The organism is Phreatobacter sp. (assembly GCF_027532945.1).
Classification (GTDB): Bacteria; Pseudomonadota; Alphaproteobacteria; order Rhizobiales; family Phreatobacteraceae; genus Phreatobacter.
The window spans coordinates 136,546-156,843 of record NZ_JAPZTZ010000004.1 but is presented as its reverse complement, the minus strand read 5'-3'; the positions used below and the strand labels follow the sequence as shown (position 1 = coordinate 156,843).

The following is a 20,298-nucleotide window of genomic DNA, read 5'->3' as shown; positions in this document are numbered from 1 at the left end:
CCTGGTGAGACGAGTGACAGACCGCCCCGACACGCCGCTTCTCGACACGATCCGCATCCCTGCCGACCTGAGGAAGCTGCCGGAAGGCCAGCTCAAACAGGTGGCGAACGAATTGCGCGCCGAGACCATCTCCGCCGTCTCGGTGACCGGCGGCCATCTCGGCGCCGGCCTTGGCGTGATCGAGCTGACGACGGCGTTGCACTATGTCTTCGACACGCCCGCTGACCGCATCATCTGGGATGTCGGCCACCAGGCCTATCCGCACAAGATCCTCACCGGCCGGCGCGACCGCATCCGTACGCTGCGCCAGGGCGGCGGCCTCTCCGGCTTCACCAAGCGCTCGGAGAGCGAATACGACCCCTTCGGCGCGGCCCATTCATCGACCTCGATCTCGGCCGGGCTCGGCATGGCCGTGGCGCGCGACCTCGCAGGCGCCAAGAACAACGTGATCGCGGTCATCGGCGACGGCGCCATGTCGGCCGGTATGGCCTATGAGGCGATGAACAATGCCGGTGCCCGCCACGAGCGGCTGATCGTCATCCTCAACGACAACGACATGTCGATCGCCCCGCCGGTCGGAGCCATGTCGGCCTATCTGGCGCGTCTCGCCTCGGGGAAGACCTATCTGAAGCTGCGCGACATCGGAAAGCAGCTGACGAGCCGCCTCGGCAAGACCATCGACCGTACGGTGACCCGCGCGGTGGAGCACGCCCGCGGCTTCGTCACCGGCGGCACGCTGTTCGAGGAACTAGGCTTCTACTATGTCGGGCCCATCGACGGGCACAATCTCGACCACCTGCTCCCCGTCCTGAAGAACGTCCGCGACGCCGATTTTGGCCCCATCCTCGTCCATGTCGTGACGCAGAAGGGCAAGGGCTACGCCCCGGCCGAGGCGAGCGCCGACAAGTACCATGGCGTCGTGAAGTTCGACGTGGTGACGGGCACGCAGGCCAAGGCCAAGGCCAATGCGCCGAGCTACACCAAGGTCTTCGGCGAGAGCCTGATCAAGGAGGCCGCCAAGGACGACAAGGTCGTCGCCATCACCGCAGCCATGCCGTCGGGGACCGGCATCGACCTGTTCGAGAAGGTCTACCCCGCCCGCACCTTCGATGTCGGCATCGCCGAGCAGCATGCCGTGACCTTCGCGGCGGGCCTTGCCACGGAAGGCTACAAGCCATTCTGCGCCATCTACTCGACCTTCCTGCAGCGCGCCTATGACCAGGTGGTGCATGACGTGGCCCTCCAGGGCCTGCCCGTGCGCTTCCCCATCGACCGCGCCGGTCTCGTCGGCGCCGATGGCGCGACCCATGCCGGCTCCTTCGACGTCGCCTATCTCGGCTGCCTGCCGGGCATGACCATCATGGCGGCTGCCGACGAGGCCGAGCTCGTGCACATGGTCGCGACCGCCGCCGCCTTCGACGAGGGTCCGATCGCTTTCCGCTACCCGCGCGGCGAAGGCGTCGGCATCGACCTGCCGGCCGAGGGCGTTCCACTCGCCATCGGCAAGGGCCGCATCCTGCGCGAGGGCACGCGCATCGCCCTCCTGTCGCTCGGCACCCGCCTTGCCGAATGTCTGCGCGCAGCCGAGGATCTCGGCGCGCTCGGCCTGTCGACGACCGTGGCCGATGCCCGCTTCGCCAAGCCCCTCGACATGGACCTCGTCACCCGGCTCGCCCGCGAGCATGAGGTGCTGATCACCGTGGAGGAAGGCTCCATCGGCGGCTTCGGCTCCTTCGTGCTGCACGCACTCTCCGACGCCGGCCTCCTCGACGGGGCCTGCCGCGTCCGCTCCATGGTGCTGCCCGACGTCTATCTCGACCACGACAAGCCCGAGGCGATGTATGCGACGGCCGGGCTCGATGCGAAGGGCATCGTCGCCAAGGTGTTCGAGGCGCTCGGCCGCGGCGCCGTGCCGGTGGCCGGCGGGGTCCTCAGGGCTTGAGTGGCATACGGGCGCGCGCCGATCTGGTTCTTGTGGAACGCGGCCATTTCGACAGCCGCGCCCGCGCCCAGGAGGCGATCGCCGCAGGCCTTGTGAGCGTCGACGGGCGCGTTCTGCGCAAGGCGTCAGAGCCCATCGCAGATGGGGCCGCCATCACCGCGGAACAGCCGCATCCCTGGGTGTCGCGCGGCGGCGTCAAGCTCGCGGCGGCACTGGCCGCGTTCGGCGTGGCGCCGAAGGGCCGCACCTGCCTCGATGTCGGCTCCTCCACCGGCGGCTTCAGCCATGTGCTGCTGACCGGTGGCGCGGCGGGGATCATCGCCATCGACACCGGCCGCGACCAGTTCCATGCGAGCCTCAGGCACGATCCGCGCATCACCCTGATGGAGGGCACCGACATCCGCCGCCTGACGCCGGCCGACATGCCGGCCCTCCCCGATCTCGCAGTCATCGACGTCAGCTTCATTTCGCTGGCGCTGGTCCTCCCCGCCGTCACCGCCCTGCTCGCGCCGGCCGCAGAGCTGGTTGCGCTGGTGAAGCCGCAATTCGAGGTCGGCCGTGCCCATGTCGGCAAGAACGGCATCGTCACCGACGAGGCGGCGCGGGAGGCGGCCATCCTGCGGGTGCGCGGCGTGGCGGAGCGGCTCGGCTGGCGCATCACCGGCCAGATCGACAGCCCCATCGCCGGCGGCGACGGCAACCGCGAAGTGCTGATCCATGGAGTGCGGCCGTGACGACCACCCGCCTCACCATCTCCCATGTCGGCCATCGCGGCGACGGCGTCGCCGAGGGCCGCTACGTGCCCTTCACCCTGCCGGGCGAGGTGGTGGAAGTGGAGGGCAGCGAGGACCGCGCACCGCCCGTCCGCATCGTCAGCCCCAGTCCCGACCGGGTGACGCCGCCCTGCCCGCATTTCGGCACCTGTGGCGGCTGCGCGCTGCAGCACTGGGCGGATGCGCCCTATCTCGCCTGGAAGCGCGACATCCTCGCCGCCACCCTCGCCCAGCACGGCCTGACGCCGGAGATCGCGCCGACGGTGGACGCCCGCGGATCGGGCAGGCGGCGGGTGACCTTCCATGCCCGGCGCGGGGCCGGAACCCGCCTCGTCGTCGGCTTCGCCGCCGCGCGCAGCCACGCCATCGTCCCCATCGAGGCCTGTCCGCTGCTGGCGCCGTCGCTCGCCGGCGCCCTGCCCGCCGCGCGGCGGATCGCGGTGGCGCTGGAAGGGCTCGGCAAGTCGCTCGACATCCAGGTGACCGCTGCGGCCGAAGGGCTCGACATGGAGCTGCGCGGCGCGGGCAAGCTGAGCGAGCGCGACAGGCTCGGCCTCATCGCCGCCGCCAATGCGGCAGGGCTCGTGCGCCTCACCAATCATGGCGACCTCGTCATGCAGCGCGGGGTGCCCAGCATCGCCATCGACGGACTCGCCGTGGCGCTGCCGCCCGGCGCCTTCCTGCAGGCGACGGATGCCGGCGAGGCGGCGCTCGCCGATCTCGTGCTCGCGGGCGTCGGCAAGGCGAAGAGTGTCGCCGATCTCTTCTGCGGCATCGGCCCCTTCGCCCTGAGGCTCGCCCGGCGGGCCAAGGTGCGCGCCGTCGATTCCGATGCGCCGGCCATTGCCGCGCTCGGCCAGGCGCTGCGCAAGGCGAGCGGCCTGAAGCCGGTGCAGGCCGAGGCGCGCGACCTCTTCCGCCGTCCCCTGCTCGCCGCCGAACTCAAGGGCCTCGACGCGGTCGTTTTCGATCCGCCGCGCGCCGGGGCAGAGGCCCAGGCGAAGCTCCTCGCCAAGGCCGATATCGGCCGGATCGTCGCGGTCTCCTGCAACGCCGCGACCTTCGCGCGCGATGCGGCGATCCTCGTCGCCGCCGGCTGGAAGCTCGGCGCTGTCACGCCGGTCGACCAGTTCCGCTGGTCGGCGCATGTGGAACTGGTGGCGACCTTCGAGCGGTGAGGCTCACCCCCGCGGTGCGGCTGCCCTGGCGAGCCGGTCGCGGATGGCTTCGCCCAGCCCTGCGCCCGGGATCGGCATGACGGCGATGCCGCAGGCCGCCGCGGCATCCAGCGCGCGCAGGTGGCCGAAGAGATGGGCCGCGGCTTCAGCGAGATCGCCCGATGGCGAGAGGTTCAGCACCGGCCCATCGGCCACCGGGACGTCGCGCCCGAAGGCGAGCAGCGCCTCGCCCGGGGCTGGCGCCGTGACATCGAGGCGAAGGCCCGATTGCGGCGCATAATGCGAGGCGAGCATGCCCGGCGCGATGGTGGCCTCACCGGTGGAGGCGACGAGCGGCCGGCCGATCACCTTTTCGATCGCCTCGCGCGGCACGCCGCCCGGCCGCAGCAGGGCCGGCGGCCCGCCAAGGCAGGCGACGATGGTGGATTCGACACCGACCTCGGTCGGCCCACCATCCACGACGGCGTCGATGCGACCTGCGAGATCGGCAAGGACATGGTCGGCCGTCGTCGGGCTGACATGGCCGGACCGGTTGGCGGAGGGCGCGGCGATGGGGCGTCCCGCCGCCCTGAGCAGGGCCTGCGCCACCGGGTGTGAAGGAACCCGCAAGCCAACCGTGTCGAGCCCCGCGCGGGCGAGGTCGGAAATGCCGGCGCTTGGCGCCATGGGCACCACGAGGGTCAGCGGCCCTGGCCAAAAGGCACGGGCCAGCGCTTCGGCCTCGGCATCGAATGTCCCAAGGGCCAGCGCCGCCTCCACCGTCGCCACATGGGCGATGAGCGGGTTGAAGCTCGGCCGGCCCTTGGCGGCATAGATGGTGGCGACGGCGCGGCCATCGGTGGCATCGGCGCCGAGGCCATAGACCGTCTCGGTCGGGAAGGCGACGAGACCACCCGCACGCAGAATCCCGGCCGCGGCGGCGATGCCGGCGTCATCGGTTCCGAGGCGCCGGGTGGCGCGTTGATCCTTCGACTTGTCGTCCATGGCGCGGCGCTTAGCACGCCCCCGCCCGAAAACACAGATCGCCCGCGGCAGACGCATCGTTCACCATGCCGGCGGGGCGCAACCGTCATCCGTCCGGCATCCTTGTGGCGCAGAACGGCCGGACCTAGAAACAGTACATTGGAGGAAAGCCATGCCCTATCGCGCGCCCGTCGCCGACATGATCGCCACCCTCAAACATGCCGCCGGTCTCGAACAATCCCTCGCCCAGGGCCTCTATGGCGAGCTCGGCCTCGACGACATCACCGCGATCCTCGACGAAGCCGGCAAGTTCGCCGGCGAGCGCATCGCGCCGCTGAACCGCGTCGGCGACCGCGAGGGCGCCCATTTCCACGACGGCACCGTGACCATGCCCCATGGCTGGAAGGAGGTCTATTCCGACTGGACCGCCGCCGGCTGGAACGGGCTGATGGCGGAAGAGGCGCTCGGGGGCCAGGGCCTGCCCTGCGTCATCAATTCCGCCTGCCTCGAAATGTGGAACGCCGCCTCCGGCGCCTTCGGCCTCGGCCCGCTCCTGACCCAGGGCGCCATCGAGGCGCTGCAGGCCCATGCCGCGCCGGAGCTGAAAGCCAAGTACCTGCCGAAGATGATCTCCGGCGAATGGACCGGCACGATGAACCTGACCGAGCCGCAGGCAGGCTCGGACCTCTCGGCCCTGCGCAGCCGGGCCGAGCGCGTCGGCGATGGCACCTATCGCATCACCGGCCAGAAGATCTTCATCACCTATGGCGAGCACGACCTGACGGAGAACATCATCCATCTGGTCCTCGCACGCCTCCCCGACGCACCGCCCGGCACCAAGGGCATCTCGCTCTTCCTCGTGCCGAAGTTCCTGGTGAACGAGGACGGTTCGCTCGGGGCGCGCAACGACGTGCGCTGCCATTCGATCGAGCACAAGCTCGGCGTCCATGCCTCGCCAACCTGCACCATGGTCTATGGCGATGCGGGAGGTGCGATCGGCTGGCTTGTGGGTGAGGAGAACCGCGGCCTTATGGCCATGTTCACGATGATGAACAATGCCCGCCTCGCCGTGGCGCTGCAGGGCGTCTCGATTGCCGAGCGCGCCACGCAGAAGGCCCTGGCCTTCGCCGCCGAGCGCCGTCAGGGCAAGGCGCCGGGCTGGGAGGCCGAGGGCATGAGCCCGATCATCGAGCACCCGGATGTGAAGCGCATGCTGGCGACCATGCGCGCCTCGACCCAGGCCGCGCGCGCCATCTGCTACATGCTCGCCGCCGAGATCGACCGCGCCCATCTCGCGCGCACGCCCGAGGAGCGCAAGGCGGGGCATGCCCGCGCCTCGCTGCTCACCCCCATCGCCAAGGCCTATTCCACCGATATCGGCAACGAGGTCGCCTCCCTCGGCGTGCAGGTTCATGGCGGCATGGGCTTCGTCGAGGAGACCGGCGCCGCCCAGCACATGCGCGACGCGCGCATCTACGCGATCTACGAGGGCACCAACGGTATCCAGGCCATCGACCTCGTCAGCCGCAAGATCGGCATCGAGGGCGGCGCGCTGGTCGCGGCCGAAATCGCGCGGATGCGGGGCATCGTCGCCGATGTGGCGAAGTCCAACGCCGTCGAGTTCGGCCTCACCGCCTCGCGTCTGCGGGAGACGGTGGATGCGCTGGAAACCGCGACGAAGCATCTGCTCGGCGCGCTCGCCAACAATCCGGCCGACGCCCAGGCCGGCGCGACGCCCTTTACCCGCCTCTTCGGCCTTGCTCTGGGCGGCACGGCTCTGGCGCAGAAGGCATTGAAGATGCGCGCCAACGGCGTCTCCGACCTCGCCCGCGCCGAGGCGACGGGCCTTGCGCGATTCTTCGCCGAAAACCTCGCCACCGCCGCACCGGGCCTCGCCGAAACCGTCGTCACCGGCGGCCAGGCGGTGGTCGATCTCGACATTCCGCTCGCCAGCTGAGGAGCACGCGATGGACGCAGCCACGGCCACCACCGCCCTTGCCGGCGGCAATGTCACCCTCGAGCGCCACCCGCATGGCGTGGTGCTCGTCCGGATGAACCGCCCGGACAAGAAGAACGCCCTGACCGGCGCGATGTATGACGCCATGCGCGGCGTCATCGAGAATGCCGCGGCGGATGGCACGCGGGCCGTCGTCTTCGCAGGCGTGCCGGGCGTCTTCACCTCCGGCAACGACATTGCCGACTTCGTCCAGCGGTCGGCTGGCGGTGAGACGCGGTCGCCGGCCGGTGATTTCATCAAGGCGCTGGCGACCGTCGAGGTGCCGATGATCGCGGCCGTCGATGGTCTCGGCATCGGCATCGGCACGACCATGGTGCTGCACATGGACCTCGCCTATGCGAGCCCCAATGCGCTGTTCCGCATGCCCTTCGTCGATCTTGGCCTGGTGCCCGAGGCGGCCTCGTCGCTGATCTTCCCGCGCCTCGCGGGGATCAAGAAGGCCACCGAATACATCCTGATGGCCGAGCCTTTCGGCGCAGCGGAGGCGGAGAGCATCGGCCTCGTCAATGCCGTGCTACCGCCGGCCGAGCTCGAGGCGAAGGCGCTCGCATCGGCGACGAAGCTCGCCTCGAAGCCGCCCATCGCGCTGGCCCATTCGCGCCGGCTGCTGCGCAAGGATGCCGCCGAGATCCGCGCCCGCATGGACGAGGAAGGCGCGCTCTTCGCCGAACTGCTGAGGGGCGACGAGGCGAAGCAGGCCTTCATGGCCTTCATGACGCGGAAGTAGGACTCGCTGCCCGAGGCGCGTACCGCGTCGGCTGAAGGCCCCTCACCCTTCCCTCTCCCCGCTTGCGGGGAGAGGGTGCAATAGCGTTGCGCCCTCGGCGGAAAACAGCCCGCTTGGCCCTCGGGGTTAAGAGCATATGCGACGTCGAAGTCCCCTCTCCCCGCAAGCGGGGAGAGGGAAGGGTGAGGGGCCAAGCAGCCCCGACCTCCGTCTTGGGGACAGACCTGCGGGCCGATAGCTCGCCCTACCCCTCCAGCATCTCGGTCGAGACGATCTCGATGCCGAAGCCGCCGAGGCCGACATAGTGGCGGGTCTTGGAGGCGAGCAGCCGGATGCGGTTGGCGCCAAGGTCGCGCAGGATCTGCGCGCCGAGGCCGATCTCGCGCCACTGGTCATCCCGCATCCGCGCCGAGCCGTGGGTCTCGTGAATGTCGGCACCCGGGGCGGTCGCGGCGAGCGACTGGGCCGGAACACCGGCCGTGCCGTCGCGCAGATAGACCAGCACGCCGCCCTTTTCCGCCAGCTTCTTCATGGCACGGTCCGGCGAGCGGTTCTTGCCGAAGACATCGCGCAGTACCGTCTCGCGATGCAGCCGGACCAGCGTCGCGCCGGCCTCGTCGATATCGCCGAAGACCACCGCCAGATGCTCCACCCGGTCATAGGGGGTGCGATAGGCGATGCCGCGGGCCGGGCCATAGGGCGTCTCGACGGTGAACTCGCCGGCGCGCTCGACCAGGCGGTCGCGGGCCTGGCGATATTTGATGAGGTCGGCGACCGAGACCATCACGAGACCATGCTGGGCGGCGAAGGCCGTCACCTGCGGCCCGCGCGTGACCGTGCCGTCGTCATTCACCAGCTCGCAGATGACGCCGATGGGCGGGAGCCCGGCGAGCTTGCAGAGGTCCACCGCCGCCTCGGTATGGCCGGAGCGCATGAGCACGCCGCCGTCCTTGGCAATCAGCGGAAAGATGTGGCCGGGGCGGACGAAGTCGACGGCGCCAACATTGGGATTGGCGAGGGCGCGCACAGTCGCAGTGCGGTCATCGGCGGAGATGCCGGTGGTGGTGCCATGGCGGTAGTCCACCGAGACGGTGAAGGCCGTGCCGTGGGGTGAGTCGTTGGAGGAGACCATGGGGTCGAGGCGCAGGCGCTGCGCCTCCTGCAGGGTCAGCGGCGTGCAGACGATGCCGGAGGTATGGCGGACGATGAAGGCCATCTGCTCCGGCGTGCACAGCGAGGCGGCGACGATAAGGTCGCCCTCGTTCTCGCGGTCGTCATCGTCGGTCACCACGACAATCTGCCCCTTGGCGAAGGCGTCGAGGGCGGCCTTCACGCGTTCGGCGGCTTCGAGCATGGTTCTCTCCTCATCGCGCGGCCCGGGCAGGCCGATAAAATCATTGGGCGTGACGGCGCCGGCCGTGATCTCGGCAATGCGCGCGGCAGTCTCCCGGGACATCCAGGGCGCATCACCGTTGCACAGGGCCGTGACAGTGGCCGGCGACACGCCGAGGCGGCGGGCGAAGGCCATCCGGGTCATGCCGGCGCGCGCGAGCCAGATGTCGAGCTTCATGTGGGGAAAATGGTCGCAGCAGGATTTTCAGTCAAACTGAAAATCCGCCGACACAGACCTGCATTTCAGCAAGGGTGAAGGCCGATGGGTATCACCCGTTCTGGCCGCGGTTCCGCAGGTAATGGTCGGCGATCACGCAGGCGACCATGGCCTCGCCCACCGGCACGGCACGGATGCCGACGCAGGGATCGTGGCGGCCCTTGGTGAGGATATCGGTCTCGCCACCCTTCTTGTCGATCGTCAGGCGCGGCGTGAGGATCGACGAGGTCGGCTTCACGGCGAAGCGGGCCACCACGGCCTGCCCCGTCGAGATGCCGCCGAGGATGCCGCCGGCATGGTTCGACAGGAACAGCGGGGCGCCGTCATTGCCCATGCGGATCTCGTCGGCATTCTCCTCGCCGGTGAGCGCCGCGGAGGCGAAGCCCGAGCCGATCTCGACGCCCTTCACGGCGTTGATGCCCATGAGTGCGCTGGCGATCTCGGCGTCGAGCTTGCCGTAGATCGGCGCGCCAAGGCCCGGCGGCACGCCCTCGGCGACGATCTCGATGACGGCGCCGATGGAGGAGCCGGCCTTGCGGATGCTGTCGAGATAGGTCTCGTAGAAGGCGGCCTTGTCGGCGTCGGGACAAAAGAACGGATTGGCGCCGACCTGGTCCCAGTCCCACTTGTCGCGGTCGATGGCGTGCGGGCCCATCTGCACCAGCGCGCCGCGAACGGTCAGGCCGGGGACGATCTTGCGGGCAATGGCGCCGGCGGCGACACGGGCCGCCGTCTCGCGCGCGGAGGAGCGCCCGCCGCCGCGATAGTCGCGGATGCCGTATTTCGCCTCGTAGGTGAAGTCGGCATGGCCGGGGCGGAATTTGTCCTTGATGTCGGAATAGTCCTTCGAGCGCTGGTCGGTGTTCTCGATCATCAGCGCGATGGGCGTGCCGGTGGTCACCTGCACGCCGTCGTCGTCGACCATCACGCCGGAGAGGATCTTCACCTCATCGGGCTCGCGGCGTTGGGTGGTGAAGCGCGAGGTGCCGGGGCGACGGCGGTCGAGATCGGCCTGGATGCCCTCGGCGGTCAGCGGGATTCGCGGCGGGCATCCGTCGACGACGCAGCCGAGCGCCACGCCGTGGCTCTCGCCGAAGGTGGTGACACGGAACAGGTGGCCGAAGGTGTTGTGCGACATGGCCTGCGAATTACAGGCGCGCGCGGCGCTCGGCAAGCGGAGGGCGCCACGCTTTGGATCAGGTCGGCGCCAGCACTCCGCCAACGCGCAGCGGCGTCACGGCGGTGGCGAGGCCGTTGGCGCCGATGTCGACGATGAGGCCGGAGAGGGTCGCCGGGCCGCCGGCCGGTTCGAACTTGCCGCCGGGCGTCTTCTCCCGCATCCGGCGCATCGGCTCGGCCTTGTCCATGCCGATGACGCCGTCATAGTCGCCGCACATGCCGACATCGGTCTGGAAGGCCGTGCCGCCCGGCAGCACGCGATGGTCGGCGGTCGGCACATGGGTGTGGGTGCCGACGATGAGCGAGACCCGGCCGTCGAGGATATGCCCCATGACCTGCTTCTCGCTGGTCGCCTCGGCATGGATGTCGACGACGATGGCATCGGCGACGCGGCCGAGCGGGGCGGCCTCGACCTCGCGCTCAACGGCGGCGAAGGGGTCGTCCATGGCGTCCATGAAGACGCGGCCCATGACATTGACGACGAGGACCTGGGCGCCGTTCTTGGCGGTGACGAGGGTTGCGCCGCGGCCCGGCGTGCCGGCGGGATAGTTCACCGGGCGGACGAGGCGCGGCGCCCTGTCGATGAAGACCAGCGCCTCGCGCTGGTCCCAGGAATGGTTGCCGAGGGTGATGCAGTCGGCACCCGCCTCGCAGAGCTCCTCGTAGATGGCCTCGGTGATGCCGAAGCCATGGGCAGCGTTCTCGCCATTGATGACGACGCAGTCGAGCTTGAGGTCGGCGGCGAGGCCCGGCAGGCGTTCGGTGACGGCGGTGCGGCCGGCCTTGCCGACGACGTCGCCGAGGAAAAGAAGGCGCATCAGAAGGTCCTGAAACCGGTCTCGGTGAGAAGAAAATCAAGACCTCGGTCATGGGGCTCGTGGGGCACCGCGTCAACCGCCTGACAGGCGAAGGCGACGCCGACGGCGATACGCCGGCCCATCTCGTCGAGCCGGGCCAGCGCCCGGTCGTAATGGCCCTTGCCGTAGCCGATGCGGTGGCCGCGCGCATCGAAGGCGGCAAGCGGCGTGATCAGCACCTCGGGGAAGACCTCTGCGGCTTCGGGACCGGGGCCATAGGTGCCAAAGCCCATGGGGACGAGGTCGGCGCCGCGGATGAGTTCGCGGAAGATCATCGGGCCTTTGCGGTCGGGGAAGGCGGGGAGCGCCAGACGCGCGCCGGCGAGACGCAGCCGGTCCATCAGCGGGCGGACGTCGATCTCCGACTGGATGGGCAGGAAGCCCGAGACAACCTTGCCGGCAACCGGGATCAGGTCGAGCGGGAAGGTCTCGGCGAGGACGAGGGCGGCCTCGATGCGGGCGGCGGGGTCGAGGGCATCGCGCCGCGCGAGGGCGGCAGCGCGCAGGTCGGCCTTGGTGGGCTGGGTCATGGGGGAGGAGTAGCGGAGCCCGGCCGGGGTGTCACCGGGGACCAAGAGGAACGCTGGCCCATCCGTCATGCCCGGGTTGATCCCGGGCATCCACGACTTGAACACTGCGCCATGCTGAGAATTCGTGGATGCCCGGCACAAGGCCGGGCATGACGGGCGGAGGTTCGGGAGGAAGGACCGTGACGCTCGGCAGCCACCGGCCTGATGGCGGCGGCCGGCGGGCTTTTCCGCCCTTACCTCACCGCCCCGCAAATTCAAGTGGAGCCACTCTGCCGTTGGACGATCGATCCCGGGAACCTACCTAAGTAGGTGGGCGCCGTGGTGCCCAAGTCCACGGACAAGGGCAGGGACAGCTCCCTCAAGATCGATAAGGCCCCGGGGATATGTGTGTCCTGACGTACGTCGCAGCTCCGAGGTGAGAGATAGGTCGGATCATCAGCCGGCGGAAGACCCCTCCCCGTCCACTCCCGCCTTTTTCGCTCGCGCGATTTTCACCGCTCCCAAACCTCCCCCCCCCTTGAACCGTCCCGCCCCCGCGGCGGCAGCAGCCTCGCCCGAAGACACGCCGTCGCAGGAAGCCAGCCATGCCGCTGCCGAAGCCCGTCGCCGCCCTCGCCCCGCCCATGCCGGAACCGCTGATCCAGCGCTTCAAGGCGATTGTCGGCGACCGCTACGCCATCACCGACGCGAACGACCAGGCGCCCTACCTGCGCGATGACCGCGGCCTCTATATCGGCCGCACCTCACTGGTGGTCCGGCCTGCCAATACCGAGGAGGTGGCGGCGGTCATGGCGCTGGCCCATGAGACCGGCACGCCCGTGGTGCCGCAGGGCGGCGCCACCGGCCTCGTCGGTGGCCACGTGCCGCATGAGACAGGGGCGGAGATCGTCATCTCGCTGAACCGCATGACGGCGGTGCGCGCCGTCGATCCGGCCGGCAACACCCTCACGGTCGATGCCGGCGTGACCCTGCAGCAGGCGCAGGACGCGGCAACCGAGGTCGGCCGTCTCTTCCCGCTCAATATCGGCTCCAAGGGCTCCTGCACCATCGGCGGCAATCTCTCGACCAATGCCGGCGGCACCCAGGCCATCGCCTATGGCATGGCGCGCGACCTCGTGCTCGGGCTCGAGGTGGTGCTCGCCGACGGCCGCATCTGGCACGGGCTGCGCACGCTGAAGAAGGACAATACCGGCTACGACCTCAAGCACCTGTTCATGGGGGCGGAAGGCACGCTCGGCATCATCACCGCGGCGGTTCTGAAGCTCTACCCCGCGCCGCGCTCCATCGAGGCGGCCTGGGTCGCCGTGCCCTCGGCCGAGGCGGGCCTGGCCCTCCTCAACGCCGCGCAGGAGCGGGCCGGCCCGTCCGTCACCGGCTTCGAGCTGATGCCGCGCAACCTCTTCGACTTCGTGCTGAAGCATCTCGCCGGCGCGCGCGATCCCCTCGCTGAAGCATCACCCTGGTACTGCCTGATGGAGCTTTCCAGCGCCTCGGCCTCCGGCATGCGCGAGACGCTGGAGGAAATCCTCGCCGCCGGCTTCGAGGAGGGCATCGTCACCGACGCGGCGCTCGCCGACTCGATCGACCAGCGCAACGGCTTCTGGCGGCTGCGCGAGGGCATGAGCGAGGTGCAGAAGATGGAGGGCGGCTCGATCAAGCACGACGTCTCCGTGCCCGTCGCCGCCGTGCCCGCCTTCATCGCCGAGGCTGTGGCGGCCTGCCTCGCCTATATGCCGGATTGCCGGCCGGTGCCTTTCGGCCATCTCGGCGACGGCAACATCCACTTCAACGTCAGCCAGCCCGTCGGCATGGACAAGGCAGCCTTCCTCGACCACTGGGACCGGGTGCAGACCATCGTCCACGACATCGTGGGCAAGCATGGCGGCTCGATCTCGGCCGAGCACGGCATCGGCCGGATGAAGCGCGACCTGCTGCCGGGAGTGAAGGATCCCGTCGCCATGGACATCATGCGACAGGTCAAGGCGGTCCTCGACCCGAAGAACATCCTCAATCCCGGCAAGGTTCTCTAAAAAGGGCCGCCGCGGCGCGAGCGCCGCGGCCCTGCCCTGCCGCCTCAGGCGGCGACCTTGCCGAGGAAGCTCTCGACAGCCTTGCTGACGCCGCCGGCGCTCTCCTCGACGCTGCGCGTCGTGTCGTCCATGGCCCGCGACGAGGTGGCGGAGACCTCCGCCTTGGACGCGATGTCGCCGATGGCCTGCTCGATGCGCAGGGTCAGGGCGTTGGCTTCGGCGATGCTGCGGTTGATCTCCTGGACGGCGCTCGCCTGCTCCTCGATCCCGGCGGCCAGCGCCGAAGCGTTGCCGTCGATGACCTCCATCCGCTCGGTGATGGTGCGGATGGCGCCGACCGCGCCGACCGTGAGGTGCTGCACCGCGCCGATCTGCTGGGCGATCTCTTCCGTTGCCTTGGAGGTCTGGACCGCCAGCGACTTCACCTCGGAGGCCACCACCGCGAAACCCTTGCCGGCATCGCCGGCGCGGGCCGCCTCGATGGTGGCGTTGAGGGCGAGCAGGTTCGTCTGTTCGGCGATGGACTGGATGAGGGCGACAACGGCGCCGATCTTCTCGGCGGCGCCGGAGAGTTCGGCGATGTTGCCGTTGGCGGCATGGGCCTCGCCGGCAAGTTCGCGCACGACGCTGGCGGTCTCGCTGACCTTGTGGGCGAGTTCGCCGACCGACGAGGAGAGCTGGTCGCTGGCGCCGGCGACGGCGCTGATATTGGTGACGGCGGCGCGGGCCGAACCGGTCGCGGCCTGAACGGTGTCGGCAGTGCCGGCGGCGGCGCCGCGCACGGTCGCGGCAGCCTTGCCGAGCTCGGCCATGCCACCGCGCACGCCGGTCATGACGCCGGCGATCTCGGCCTTGAAAGCGGCGATGCCCGCCTCGAGTTCGGCCTGCCGGCGAGCCTTGTCGGCGGCGCGGGCGCGATCCTCGGCGGTCGCCGCCTCGAGGCGGGATGCGGCCTCCTTGGCTTCACGCACGGCGGCGTCGGAGACGACGAAGGCGTTCGCCAGACGATTGCAGAGCCAGGCGAGCGCGACGGCCTGGGCGACGAGGATCACGGCATGGATGACGACACGGACGAGATCCCCGCCCTGCGGGAACACCGCCATCGGGTAGATGAAGTTCAGGCCGAGGTGATGCACGGCGACGAGGGCGGTGTAGGCGGCGACCGAGTACCAGCAGCACCAGAGCGCCACGATGGCGAGGCCCGCGAAAAAGGCCATGTGCATATCGATCTGGTAGACCGAGCCTTCCATGGCGAAGGTCAGGAGCGCCACCAGCGCGCCGACCGACAGCGAAGAGGCGATCCGCGCGGGAACGTCGCTGCGCCCGGCTCCGATGGCGAGGAAACCGACAGCGGCCACCGCCACGACGGACAGCGATCCGAGCAGCACGCCAGACCCCCGTCCGAACAGGACGGCGAGGATGACGATGGCGAGGGTCGCGATGACGCCTTGCATCACCCGGGCGACCGTGAGGCGGAGCGCCTCGAGGGTCGGAGAGGTGGCCGAAGACAGAGAGGACGCGCTGATCGTCATGGAGTGCGGACCATTGTGAGAGAGATGAGAGGCGACAGGCAGGCAGTTGCGAGAGCCCCGTCGAGCACGAGGGCCGCGCCGGCCGCATAGAGCCGCGCTGCGAAGCCCGGCTCTGCGGCGCTGGCGATCACCACACGGTTTCCGGCGGAGGCGCTGTGAAGAAGCCCTTCGGCCCGCGCGGCCACGGCGGCGGCGCCGCCGTCCACGTCGGACCACGTGATCACCGCCATCGGCCGCCCGTCCTTCGGAGCCGCAGCGAAGACCAGCGGCGCGAGGACGGTGACGGCGGCTGCGACAGCAAGGATGGTGACGGACCTGGTGCAGGGCCGACGGGGTGAGGGCATGACGTGAAAGACCGGTGACAGGGCAGCAGGCGCGGATGGGGGCGGCCGCACAACCAGAATCCACCGGAACGGGTTGCGGAACCCTTAACCAAGGATTGAAGGTGTTTCTTTACCGCAACCGTGAAGGCCTCAGTCGAAGAGGCTGCCCTGCCCGTCGCCGGCTGCCCGACTCTGCGAATGGGCGCGAGCCCTCCCCGGCTCGGGTTTCACCACGGCCATGGGCGAGGCCACCGGCGCCTGGATCTCCGGCCCGTCATTCGCCACCTTGTTCACGGCGGTTGAGACCGCGACCAGTTCGAGTTCGGTCTGGACCGGAGGCTCGAGCAGCGCCGCCGCCTCGTCCGGGCTCGTCGCCGGATCGAGCCAGGCGTCCCAGTTGGCGGGATCGAGAATCACCGGGGTGCGGTGGTGGATGGCCGAAAGCGGCGCCACGGCCGGCGCGGTCATCATGGCGACGGTGTCGACCTCGGAGCCATCGGGCGAGGTCCAGGTCTCCCACAGCGCCGGGAAGGCGAAGAGCCCGCCGTCCGGCCGCCGCGCCATGTAGGGCGTCTTGGTGCGCCCCTCCGTGTGCCATTCATAGAAGGCATCGGCCGGCATGAGCGCGCGGCGGCGGGTGAAGGCGTTGCGGAAGGAGGGTTTCTCCCGCGCCGTCTCGGTGCGCACGTTGATGACAAGGGGAAAGTCCTTCGGGTCCTTCACCCAGCCGGGAATGAAGCCCCAGCGCATCAGCACGAAGCGGCGCTTGCCGTGGTCGATGGTGACGACCGGCACGGGCTGGGTCGGCGCGATGTTGTAGCGCGGCGGGAAGTTCGGCCGCTCCTCATAGCCGAAGGCCTGCTGCATCACTTCCGGGATGGTCTTGATGGCGTAGCGCCCGCACATGAGGTCCTCGCGATCCGTCCCGCTCTGCGGTTCTGCCCCGACGGAAGGGCTTTAAGTCTTCCTTCACCGCACCCATGGCTCATAGACATGTAGGTTCGGGGGTTTTCACTGTCTATGCTCGACGTCGTTCGCCAGGAGGCCGACACTGCGTTGACGCCGGAACGGCTGCGCGCGGCCAATATCCATCCGGATACGCGGCTGGCCACCGACTACCTGAATCATTTCAACGAGGTCATCATGCTCCTGGAGCTGGTGCCTTCGATGCCCGACTGCCTCGAGGACGTGCTGGCCTGGGAGCCGGCCACTTACGAGGAGCATTTCGTCCGCTCCAGCTATCGCGACAAGGACCTCGTGCTGGCGGCCTTCGATGCGGCCCCGGCCGGAGCGAAGCGGCGCTTCCTCGTCCTCGTGGCGGAGATGGACACGATCATGCTCGATGCGCTCGCACAGCTCCGGCTGCATGGCGGCACGCCGCTCGGCGGGGCGGTCGCCGAGGAAGCCGCTCACCTCCTCAAGCACCTCGTGGCCCGTACCGCCGGCGTGATGAACGGCGTGGCGGGTGAGGACGAATCCTCGACCCAGGACGCGGTCGACGCGCTGATGACCCGGTGAACAGAGCCGCCGGCGCGGCCATGGCCGCCGATCGCGCCTATCCCGCCCGTCCCATTCTCGCGGTCTCCACCGCCGTGGTGCGTGATGGACAGGTGCTCGTGGCGCAGCGGGCACGGGCGCCCGGCGCCGGGCTCTACAGCCTGCCGGGCGGGCTCGTCGAGGTGGGCGAGACACTGGCCGAGGCCGCTGCCCGCGAGCTCATGGAGGAGGTCGGCGTCCGCGCCCACCCGATCGGCCTCTGCGGGGCCCGTGACATTATCGGCCTCGACGGTGAGGGCCGCATCGAGCGCCATTTCGTCGTGCTCACCTATGCCGCGCGCTGGCACAGCGGCGAGGGCGAGCGCTCGGACGAAGCGACCGATGTGCGCTGGGTGACGCTGCCCGAGGCCCGCGGCCTGCCGACGACCGACGGGCTGCTGATGACGCTTGAGGCGGCCATCGCCCTCGCGGCGCGCTGAGCGGCGGCGTCAACCACCGGCGGAGCTTTCCATTGCGGCCCGCGCCGGCCTGCCGCATATCTCGCCCATGACCCGGCTTCTCGCCATCATCGCCGTCGCGGCCCTCGCGGCCGCCAGCCCGCCGCTGGCGGCGCAGCCCGCCCGCGCGCCGTCGCCCGAGGCGGCCGTGCCCACCGCGGCGCTGCAGGCGCCCTACGAGCCGCAGCTCCTGCGCCTATCGGAGATCATCGGCGCCCTTCACTACCTGCGCACGCTCTGCCAGGGGCCGGAGGACGGCGCCTGGCGGCGGGAGATGCAGTCCCTGCTCGATGCCGAGGCGGCGGGCGGCGAGCGGCGGGAGAGGCTCGTCCAGGCCTTCAACCGGGGCTATGGCGGATTCGAGCAGACCCACCGCACCTGCACCCCCGCCGCGCGGGTGGCGACGCGCCGATACGTCACCGAAGCACGGCGCATCGTTGCGGACCTCACCAGCCGCTATGGCAACTGACGACGTTGTACACAGGAGACACCGCGAGTTTCTTCTCGCGCGTTAACCTTCTGGTCAGAAACGGGTGCCGCCCCGGCGCCACCATGCTACGGTTCCACCGACGAGACAGGCCCGATCAACGGGCCCGCCAGTGGACGTGATGATGTACATTTCTCCCGCGACGCCCGCCCGCTCGGCCGAAGCCGAGGACCAGCGCCACGCCGCCATGGGCTACGTCTCCGAAGCCTTCGCGGAGGCCCGGCTCGACGGGCTCGACATCGATTGCATCGCGCAGGCGGCGATCTTCGCCTCCTTCGTGGAAATGGTCGCCACCTATGGCGAGGAGGCGACGGCAACCTTCGCCGACCGCCTCGCCGAACGGGTGCGCGCCGGTGAGTTCACCGTGGACCGTTCCTCGCACTGAGCCGGTCTCTATCCCCCAAAGGCAGAGGCTCCGGGACGCAACGTGGACCCTCGCAGGCTGGCCCTTCTCGCGGGATTGGTGACGACCGTGGTGCTCGCCGTCGCGGTCATCCGGATCATGCCGCGCGAGGCGCCGCGCATCGTCGAGCCAGCCGTCCCTGCGACACCGCTCCGCGCCACCATCCGTGACGTGACGCCCGGGCCGGGCGAGCCGCCCGCCGCCTCGGCGATCGCCGCGCAGGCGCAGCCCGCCCCGCAACCGCCGCCCGCGGCGACACCGGCTCCCGCCACCCCGGCGACACCGGTCCCCTCTCCTCCCGCAGCGACGCCTGTCCCGCCCCCGCCGGCGGCCGGCGCTCCCGTCCCGACACCCAATGCCCGCCGCCCGGCGCCGCCGCGGCCGGCCTCGGTCGAGGTCCTTCCCGACAACGAGGATCTGAGGGAGCGCGTCGGCTCGATGCGCGAACGGCTGATGCTCGCGGCGCGTTCCGGCGATATCGGCCGGCTCGGCGTGGTCTTCCAGATGAACGAGACGCTGCCGGTCTTCGCCCGCGGCGGCGAGCGCGATCCCGTGGCCTTCTGGCGCAAGGCCTCCGGCGACGGCGAGGGTCGCGAGATCCTCGCCATCCTGCTCAACATCCTCGACCTGCCGCCCGCCCTCATCAACAAGGGCACGCCGCAGGAAATGTATGTCTGGCCCTATCTCGCCCATGTGCCGCTGGCCGACCTTTCGCCGCGGCAGTCGGTGGATCTCTACCGACTGATGACGGCGCAGGACGTGCGCGATATGCGCACGCTGGGCTCCTGGGTCTTCTGGCGCCTCGGCATCGGCCCGGACGGCACCGTGCACTTCTTCCTCGCGGGGGAATGACGGGCTGTTAACCCTGCGGATGACCTTGGGTCATGCGGGGCCGCTCGCGCACCTCCGGCTTATGATCGCGTTAAGGGGCCCGGCGGTAGGCGAAAGGGGTCCGGTCGCATGAGGCGACCTCCCGCGGAACGTCGACATGCCCGACAACTCGGCCCGTCACGTCATCGACGACATTGTCGCCCACAGGGCGCGCGCAGGCCTCACCGACAAGGTGAACCGCCTCATCGACAGTTACGCCGAGAATGCCGACAGCTACACGGCCGAGCAGGCGGTGACGGTCGACGAGGTCATTGCGCGGCTCATCGTCGACATCACGCCGGAAGGACGCATCGCTATCGCCGAGCGGATCGCGAGCGACCCCAAAGCGCCGCCGCTGGTGATTGAGCAGCTTGCCGGCGACGACTGGGCCGAGGTCGCCTCGCCGGTGCTGACGAAATCACCCCGGCTCTCCGACGAGACCCTGCTGCGCATCATCGACAGCAAGGGCCATTCGCACCTGCTGGCCATCAGCCGGCGGCGCACCATTGCACCGGCGGTGGCGGAGAGCCTCGTCGAGCGCGGCAACCGCACTGTCATTCGCACGCTGGCGCGCAATCCGGGCGTGAACCTGTCGCCCGAGGCCCGCCGCGACCTCGACAAGCGGCAAACGGCGCGACTGGAAGAGTTGCGCAAGGCGCCGCGCAAGGCGGTGGAATATCCCGCCGAGCTTCACCGCGAGGATGGCGAGAAGCCGGTGCGCTGCCGGCTGATCGACATTTCCAAGACTGGCGCGCGGCTGACGCTGGCGGCCATGGCCCGGCCGACCGGTCGTCTGGTCCTCAGCTTCGCCAGCGCGGCCGTGCAGCGCCCCTGCGAGGCCGTCTGGCAGGATGGCCGCGACATCGGCGTGCGCTTCGTCTGAG

20 protein-coding genes and 1 other RNA gene are annotated in these 20,298 nt (G+C 69.8%); 12 read left to right on the top strand and 9 right to left on the bottom strand.

The genetic code is table 11. The annotated features are described in order from the left end of the window. Positions 1-13: 13 nt before the first annotated feature. Genes dxs through O9344_RS03450 form a run of 3 tightly spaced genes read left to right on the top strand, consistent with a single transcriptional unit; the run spans position 14 to position 3,893 of the window. On the top strand, positions 14-1,942 hold the full coding sequence (gene dxs / locus O9344_RS03460; protein WP_298472766.1) for a 1-deoxy-D-xylulose-5-phosphate synthase: 1,929 nt from the start codon (positions 14-16) through the stop codon (positions 1,940-1,942). Further along, the gene (locus O9344_RS03455; protein WP_298472763.1) at positions 1,939-2,676 is read left to right on the top strand and encodes a TlyA family RNA methyltransferase; all 738 of its coding nucleotides are present in this window, start codon (positions 1,939-1,941) and stop codon (positions 2,674-2,676) included. The genes dxs and O9344_RS03455 overlap by 4 nt, the downstream gene beginning before the upstream one ends. Continuing rightward, positions 2,673-3,893: a class I SAM-dependent RNA methyltransferase gene (locus tag O9344_RS03450; RefSeq protein WP_298472761.1), complete on the top strand. Its 1,221-nt coding sequence runs from the start codon at positions 2,673-2,675 to the stop codon at positions 3,891-3,893. Before O9344_RS03455 ends, O9344_RS03450 begins: the two co-directional genes overlap by 4 nt. A gap of 3 nt (positions 3,894-3,896) precedes the next feature. Here O9344_RS03450 and O9344_RS03445 read toward each other — a convergent pair whose 3' ends face one another. Next, positions 3,897-4,877 carry an L-threonylcarbamoyladenylate synthase gene (locus tag O9344_RS03445; protein ID WP_298472758.1) on the bottom strand — a complete coding sequence of 327 codons (981 nt, stop codon included), beginning with the start codon at positions 4,875-4,877 and terminating at the stop codon, positions 3,897-3,899. A gap of 151 nt (positions 4,878-5,028) precedes the next feature. On the opposite strand from O9344_RS03445, the gene O9344_RS03440 reads away from it, so the two are divergent. Both O9344_RS03440 and O9344_RS03435 read left to right on the top strand, forming a co-directional pair. After that, on the top strand, positions 5,029-6,813 hold the full coding sequence (locus tag O9344_RS03440) for an acyl-CoA dehydrogenase (protein ID WP_298472756.1): 1,785 nt from the start codon (positions 5,029-5,031) through the stop codon (positions 6,811-6,813). A gap of 10 nt (positions 6,814-6,823) precedes the next feature. Next, positions 6,824-7,600 carry an enoyl-CoA hydratase-related protein gene (locus tag O9344_RS03435; protein ID WP_298472755.1) on the top strand — a complete coding sequence of 259 codons (777 nt, stop codon included), beginning with the start codon at positions 6,824-6,826 and terminating at the stop codon, positions 7,598-7,600. A 244-nt stretch (positions 7,601-7,844) separates the two neighbouring features. On the opposite strand, the gene ribB is transcribed toward O9344_RS03435, so the two are convergent. From ribB to ssrS, 5 genes are all read right to left on the bottom strand, one after another. Then, the gene (gene ribB / locus O9344_RS03430; protein WP_298472753.1) at positions 7,845-9,170 is read right to left on the bottom strand and encodes a 3,4-dihydroxy-2-butanone-4-phosphate synthase; all 1,326 of its coding nucleotides are present in this window, start codon (positions 9,168-9,170) and stop codon (positions 7,845-7,847) included. 91 nt (positions 9,171-9,261) lie between these two features. Next, positions 9,262-10,347, bottom strand: a complete 1,086-nt coding sequence (gene aroC / locus O9344_RS03425) for a chorismate synthase (RefSeq protein ID WP_298472749.1) — start codon at positions 10,345-10,347, stop codon at positions 9,262-9,264. A gap of 58 nt (positions 10,348-10,405) precedes the next feature. Continuing rightward, on the bottom strand, positions 10,406-11,206 hold the full coding sequence (locus O9344_RS03420; RefSeq protein WP_298472746.1) for a TIGR00282 family metallophosphoesterase: 801 nt from the start codon (positions 11,204-11,206) through the stop codon (positions 10,406-10,408). Next, entirely contained in the window at positions 11,206-11,775 is a 570-nt protein-coding gene (locus O9344_RS03415) for a 5-formyltetrahydrofolate cyclo-ligase (RefSeq protein ID WP_298472743.1), read from the bottom strand. The genes O9344_RS03420 and O9344_RS03415 overlap by 1 nt, the downstream gene beginning before the upstream one ends. A 257-nt stretch (positions 11,776-12,032) precedes the next feature. Next, positions 12,033-12,189, bottom strand: a non-coding RNA gene (ssrS, locus tag O9344_RS03410) — 6S RNA. Positions 12,190-12,359: 170 nt separating this feature from the next. Here ssrS and O9344_RS03405 point away from each other — a divergent pair. Then, complete coding sequence (locus O9344_RS03405; RefSeq protein ID WP_298472741.1) at positions 12,360-13,805, top strand: FAD-binding oxidoreductase; 1,446 nt, start codon at positions 12,360-12,362, stop codon at positions 13,803-13,805. 44 nt (positions 13,806-13,849) lie between these two features. On the opposite strand, the gene O9344_RS03400 is transcribed toward O9344_RS03405, so the two are convergent. The 3 genes from O9344_RS03400 to O9344_RS03390 all read right to left on the bottom strand — a co-directional run bounded on the left by O9344_RS03400 (position 13,850) and on the right by O9344_RS03390 (position 16,566). Continuing rightward, positions 13,850-15,337, bottom strand: coding sequence for a methyl-accepting chemotaxis protein (locus O9344_RS03400; RefSeq protein WP_298472738.1), 1,488 nt, complete (start codon positions 15,335-15,337; stop codon positions 13,850-13,852). Continuing rightward, entirely contained in the window at positions 15,334-15,681 is a 348-nt protein-coding gene (locus O9344_RS03395) for a hypothetical protein (RefSeq protein WP_298472736.1), read from the bottom strand. The genes O9344_RS03400 and O9344_RS03395 overlap by 4 nt, the downstream gene beginning before the upstream one ends. A gap of 129 nt (positions 15,682-15,810) precedes the next feature. Continuing rightward, complete coding sequence (locus tag O9344_RS03390) at positions 15,811-16,566, bottom strand: SOS response-associated peptidase (protein ID WP_298472733.1); 756 nt, start codon at positions 16,564-16,566, stop codon at positions 15,811-15,813. A gap of 114 nt (positions 16,567-16,680) precedes the next feature. Here O9344_RS03390 and O9344_RS03385 point away from each other — a divergent pair, with 114 nt between their 5' ends. The 6 genes from O9344_RS03385 to O9344_RS03360 all read left to right on the top strand — a co-directional run bounded on the left by O9344_RS03385 (position 16,681) and on the right by O9344_RS03360 (position 20,297). Beyond that, entirely contained in the window at positions 16,681-17,178 is a 498-nt protein-coding gene (locus O9344_RS03385) for a hypothetical protein (protein WP_298472730.1), read from the top strand. Continuing rightward, positions 17,175-17,636 (top strand): NUDIX hydrolase, encoded by a 462-nt coding sequence (locus O9344_RS03380; protein WP_298472727.1) that lies wholly within the window; start codon positions 17,175-17,177, stop codon positions 17,634-17,636. The genes O9344_RS03385 and O9344_RS03380 overlap by 4 nt, the downstream gene beginning before the upstream one ends. A gap of 67 nt (positions 17,637-17,703) precedes the next feature. Then, a complete protein-coding gene (locus O9344_RS03375) occupies positions 17,704-18,123 on the top strand; it encodes a TIGR02301 family protein (RefSeq protein ID WP_298472724.1) in 420 nt (139 codons plus the stop codon). Positions 18,124-18,265: 142 nt separating this feature from the next. Continuing rightward, a complete protein-coding gene (locus O9344_RS03370) occupies positions 18,266-18,526 on the top strand; it encodes a hypothetical protein (RefSeq protein WP_108175537.1) in 261 nt (86 codons plus the stop codon). A gap of 42 nt (positions 18,527-18,568) precedes the next feature. Continuing rightward, positions 18,569-19,396, top strand: coding sequence for a hypothetical protein (locus tag O9344_RS03365; RefSeq protein WP_298472714.1), 828 nt, complete (start codon positions 18,569-18,571; stop codon positions 19,394-19,396). A gap of 136 nt (positions 19,397-19,532) precedes the next feature. Further along, positions 19,533-20,297 (top strand): DUF2336 domain-containing protein, encoded by a 765-nt coding sequence (locus O9344_RS03360; protein WP_298472712.1) that lies wholly within the window; start codon positions 19,533-19,535, stop codon positions 20,295-20,297. The last annotated feature ends 1 nt before the right edge of the window (position 20,298 follow it).

What these genes read in the sequence shown, in the direction of transcription:
- O9344_RS03370 (WP_108175537.1), top strand. Translation starts at nt 18,266, where the DNA reads ATGTACATTTCTCCCGCGACGCCCGCCCGCTCGGCCGAAGCCGAGGAC.
- O9344_RS03385 (WP_298472730.1), top strand. Translation starts at nt 16,681, where the DNA reads ATGCTCGACGTCGTTCGCCAGGAGGCCGACACTGCGTTGACGCCGGAA.
- O9344_RS03405 (WP_298472741.1), top strand. Translation starts at nt 12,360, where the DNA reads ATGCCGCTGCCGAAGCCCGTCGCCGCCCTCGCCCCGCCCATGCCGGAA.
- O9344_RS03435 (WP_298472755.1), top strand. Translation starts at nt 6,824, where the DNA reads ATGGACGCAGCCACGGCCACCACCGCCCTTGCCGGCGGCAATGTCACC.
- O9344_RS03395 (WP_298472736.1), bottom strand. Translation starts at nt 15,681, where the DNA reads ATGCCCTCACCCCGTCGGCCCTGCACCAGGTCCGTCACCATCCTTGCT.
- O9344_RS03375 (WP_298472724.1), top strand. Translation starts at nt 17,704, where the DNA reads ATGACCCGGCTTCTCGCCATCATCGCCGTCGCGGCCCTCGCGGCCGCC.
- O9344_RS03440 (WP_298472756.1), top strand. Translation starts at nt 5,029, where the DNA reads ATGCCCTATCGCGCGCCCGTCGCCGACATGATCGCCACCCTCAAACAT.
- O9344_RS03400 (WP_298472738.1), bottom strand. Translation starts at nt 15,337, where the DNA reads ATGACGATCAGCGCGTCCTCTCTGTCTTCGGCCACCTCTCCGACCCTC.
- ribB (WP_298472753.1), bottom strand. Translation starts at nt 9,170, where the DNA reads ATGAAGCTCGACATCTGGCTCGCGCGCGCCGGCATGACCCGGATGGCC.
- O9344_RS03420 (WP_298472746.1), bottom strand. Translation starts at nt 11,206, where the DNA reads ATGCGCCTTCTTTTCCTCGGCGACGTCGTCGGCAAGGCCGGCCGCACC.
- O9344_RS03360 (WP_298472712.1), top strand. Translation starts at nt 19,533, where the DNA reads ATGCCCGACAACTCGGCCCGTCACGTCATCGACGACATTGTCGCCCAC.
- O9344_RS03390 (WP_298472733.1), bottom strand. Translation starts at nt 16,566, where the DNA reads ATGTGCGGGCGCTACGCCATCAAGACCATCCCGGAAGTGATGCAGCAG.
- O9344_RS03415 (WP_298472743.1), bottom strand. Translation starts at nt 11,775, where the DNA reads ATGACCCAGCCCACCAAGGCCGACCTGCGCGCTGCCGCCCTCGCGCGG.
- aroC (WP_298472749.1), bottom strand. Translation starts at nt 10,347, where the DNA reads ATGTCGCACAACACCTTCGGCCACCTGTTCCGTGTCACCACCTTCGGC.
- O9344_RS03445 (WP_298472758.1), bottom strand. Translation starts at nt 4,877, where the DNA reads ATGGACGACAAGTCGAAGGATCAACGCGCCACCCGGCGCCTCGGAACC.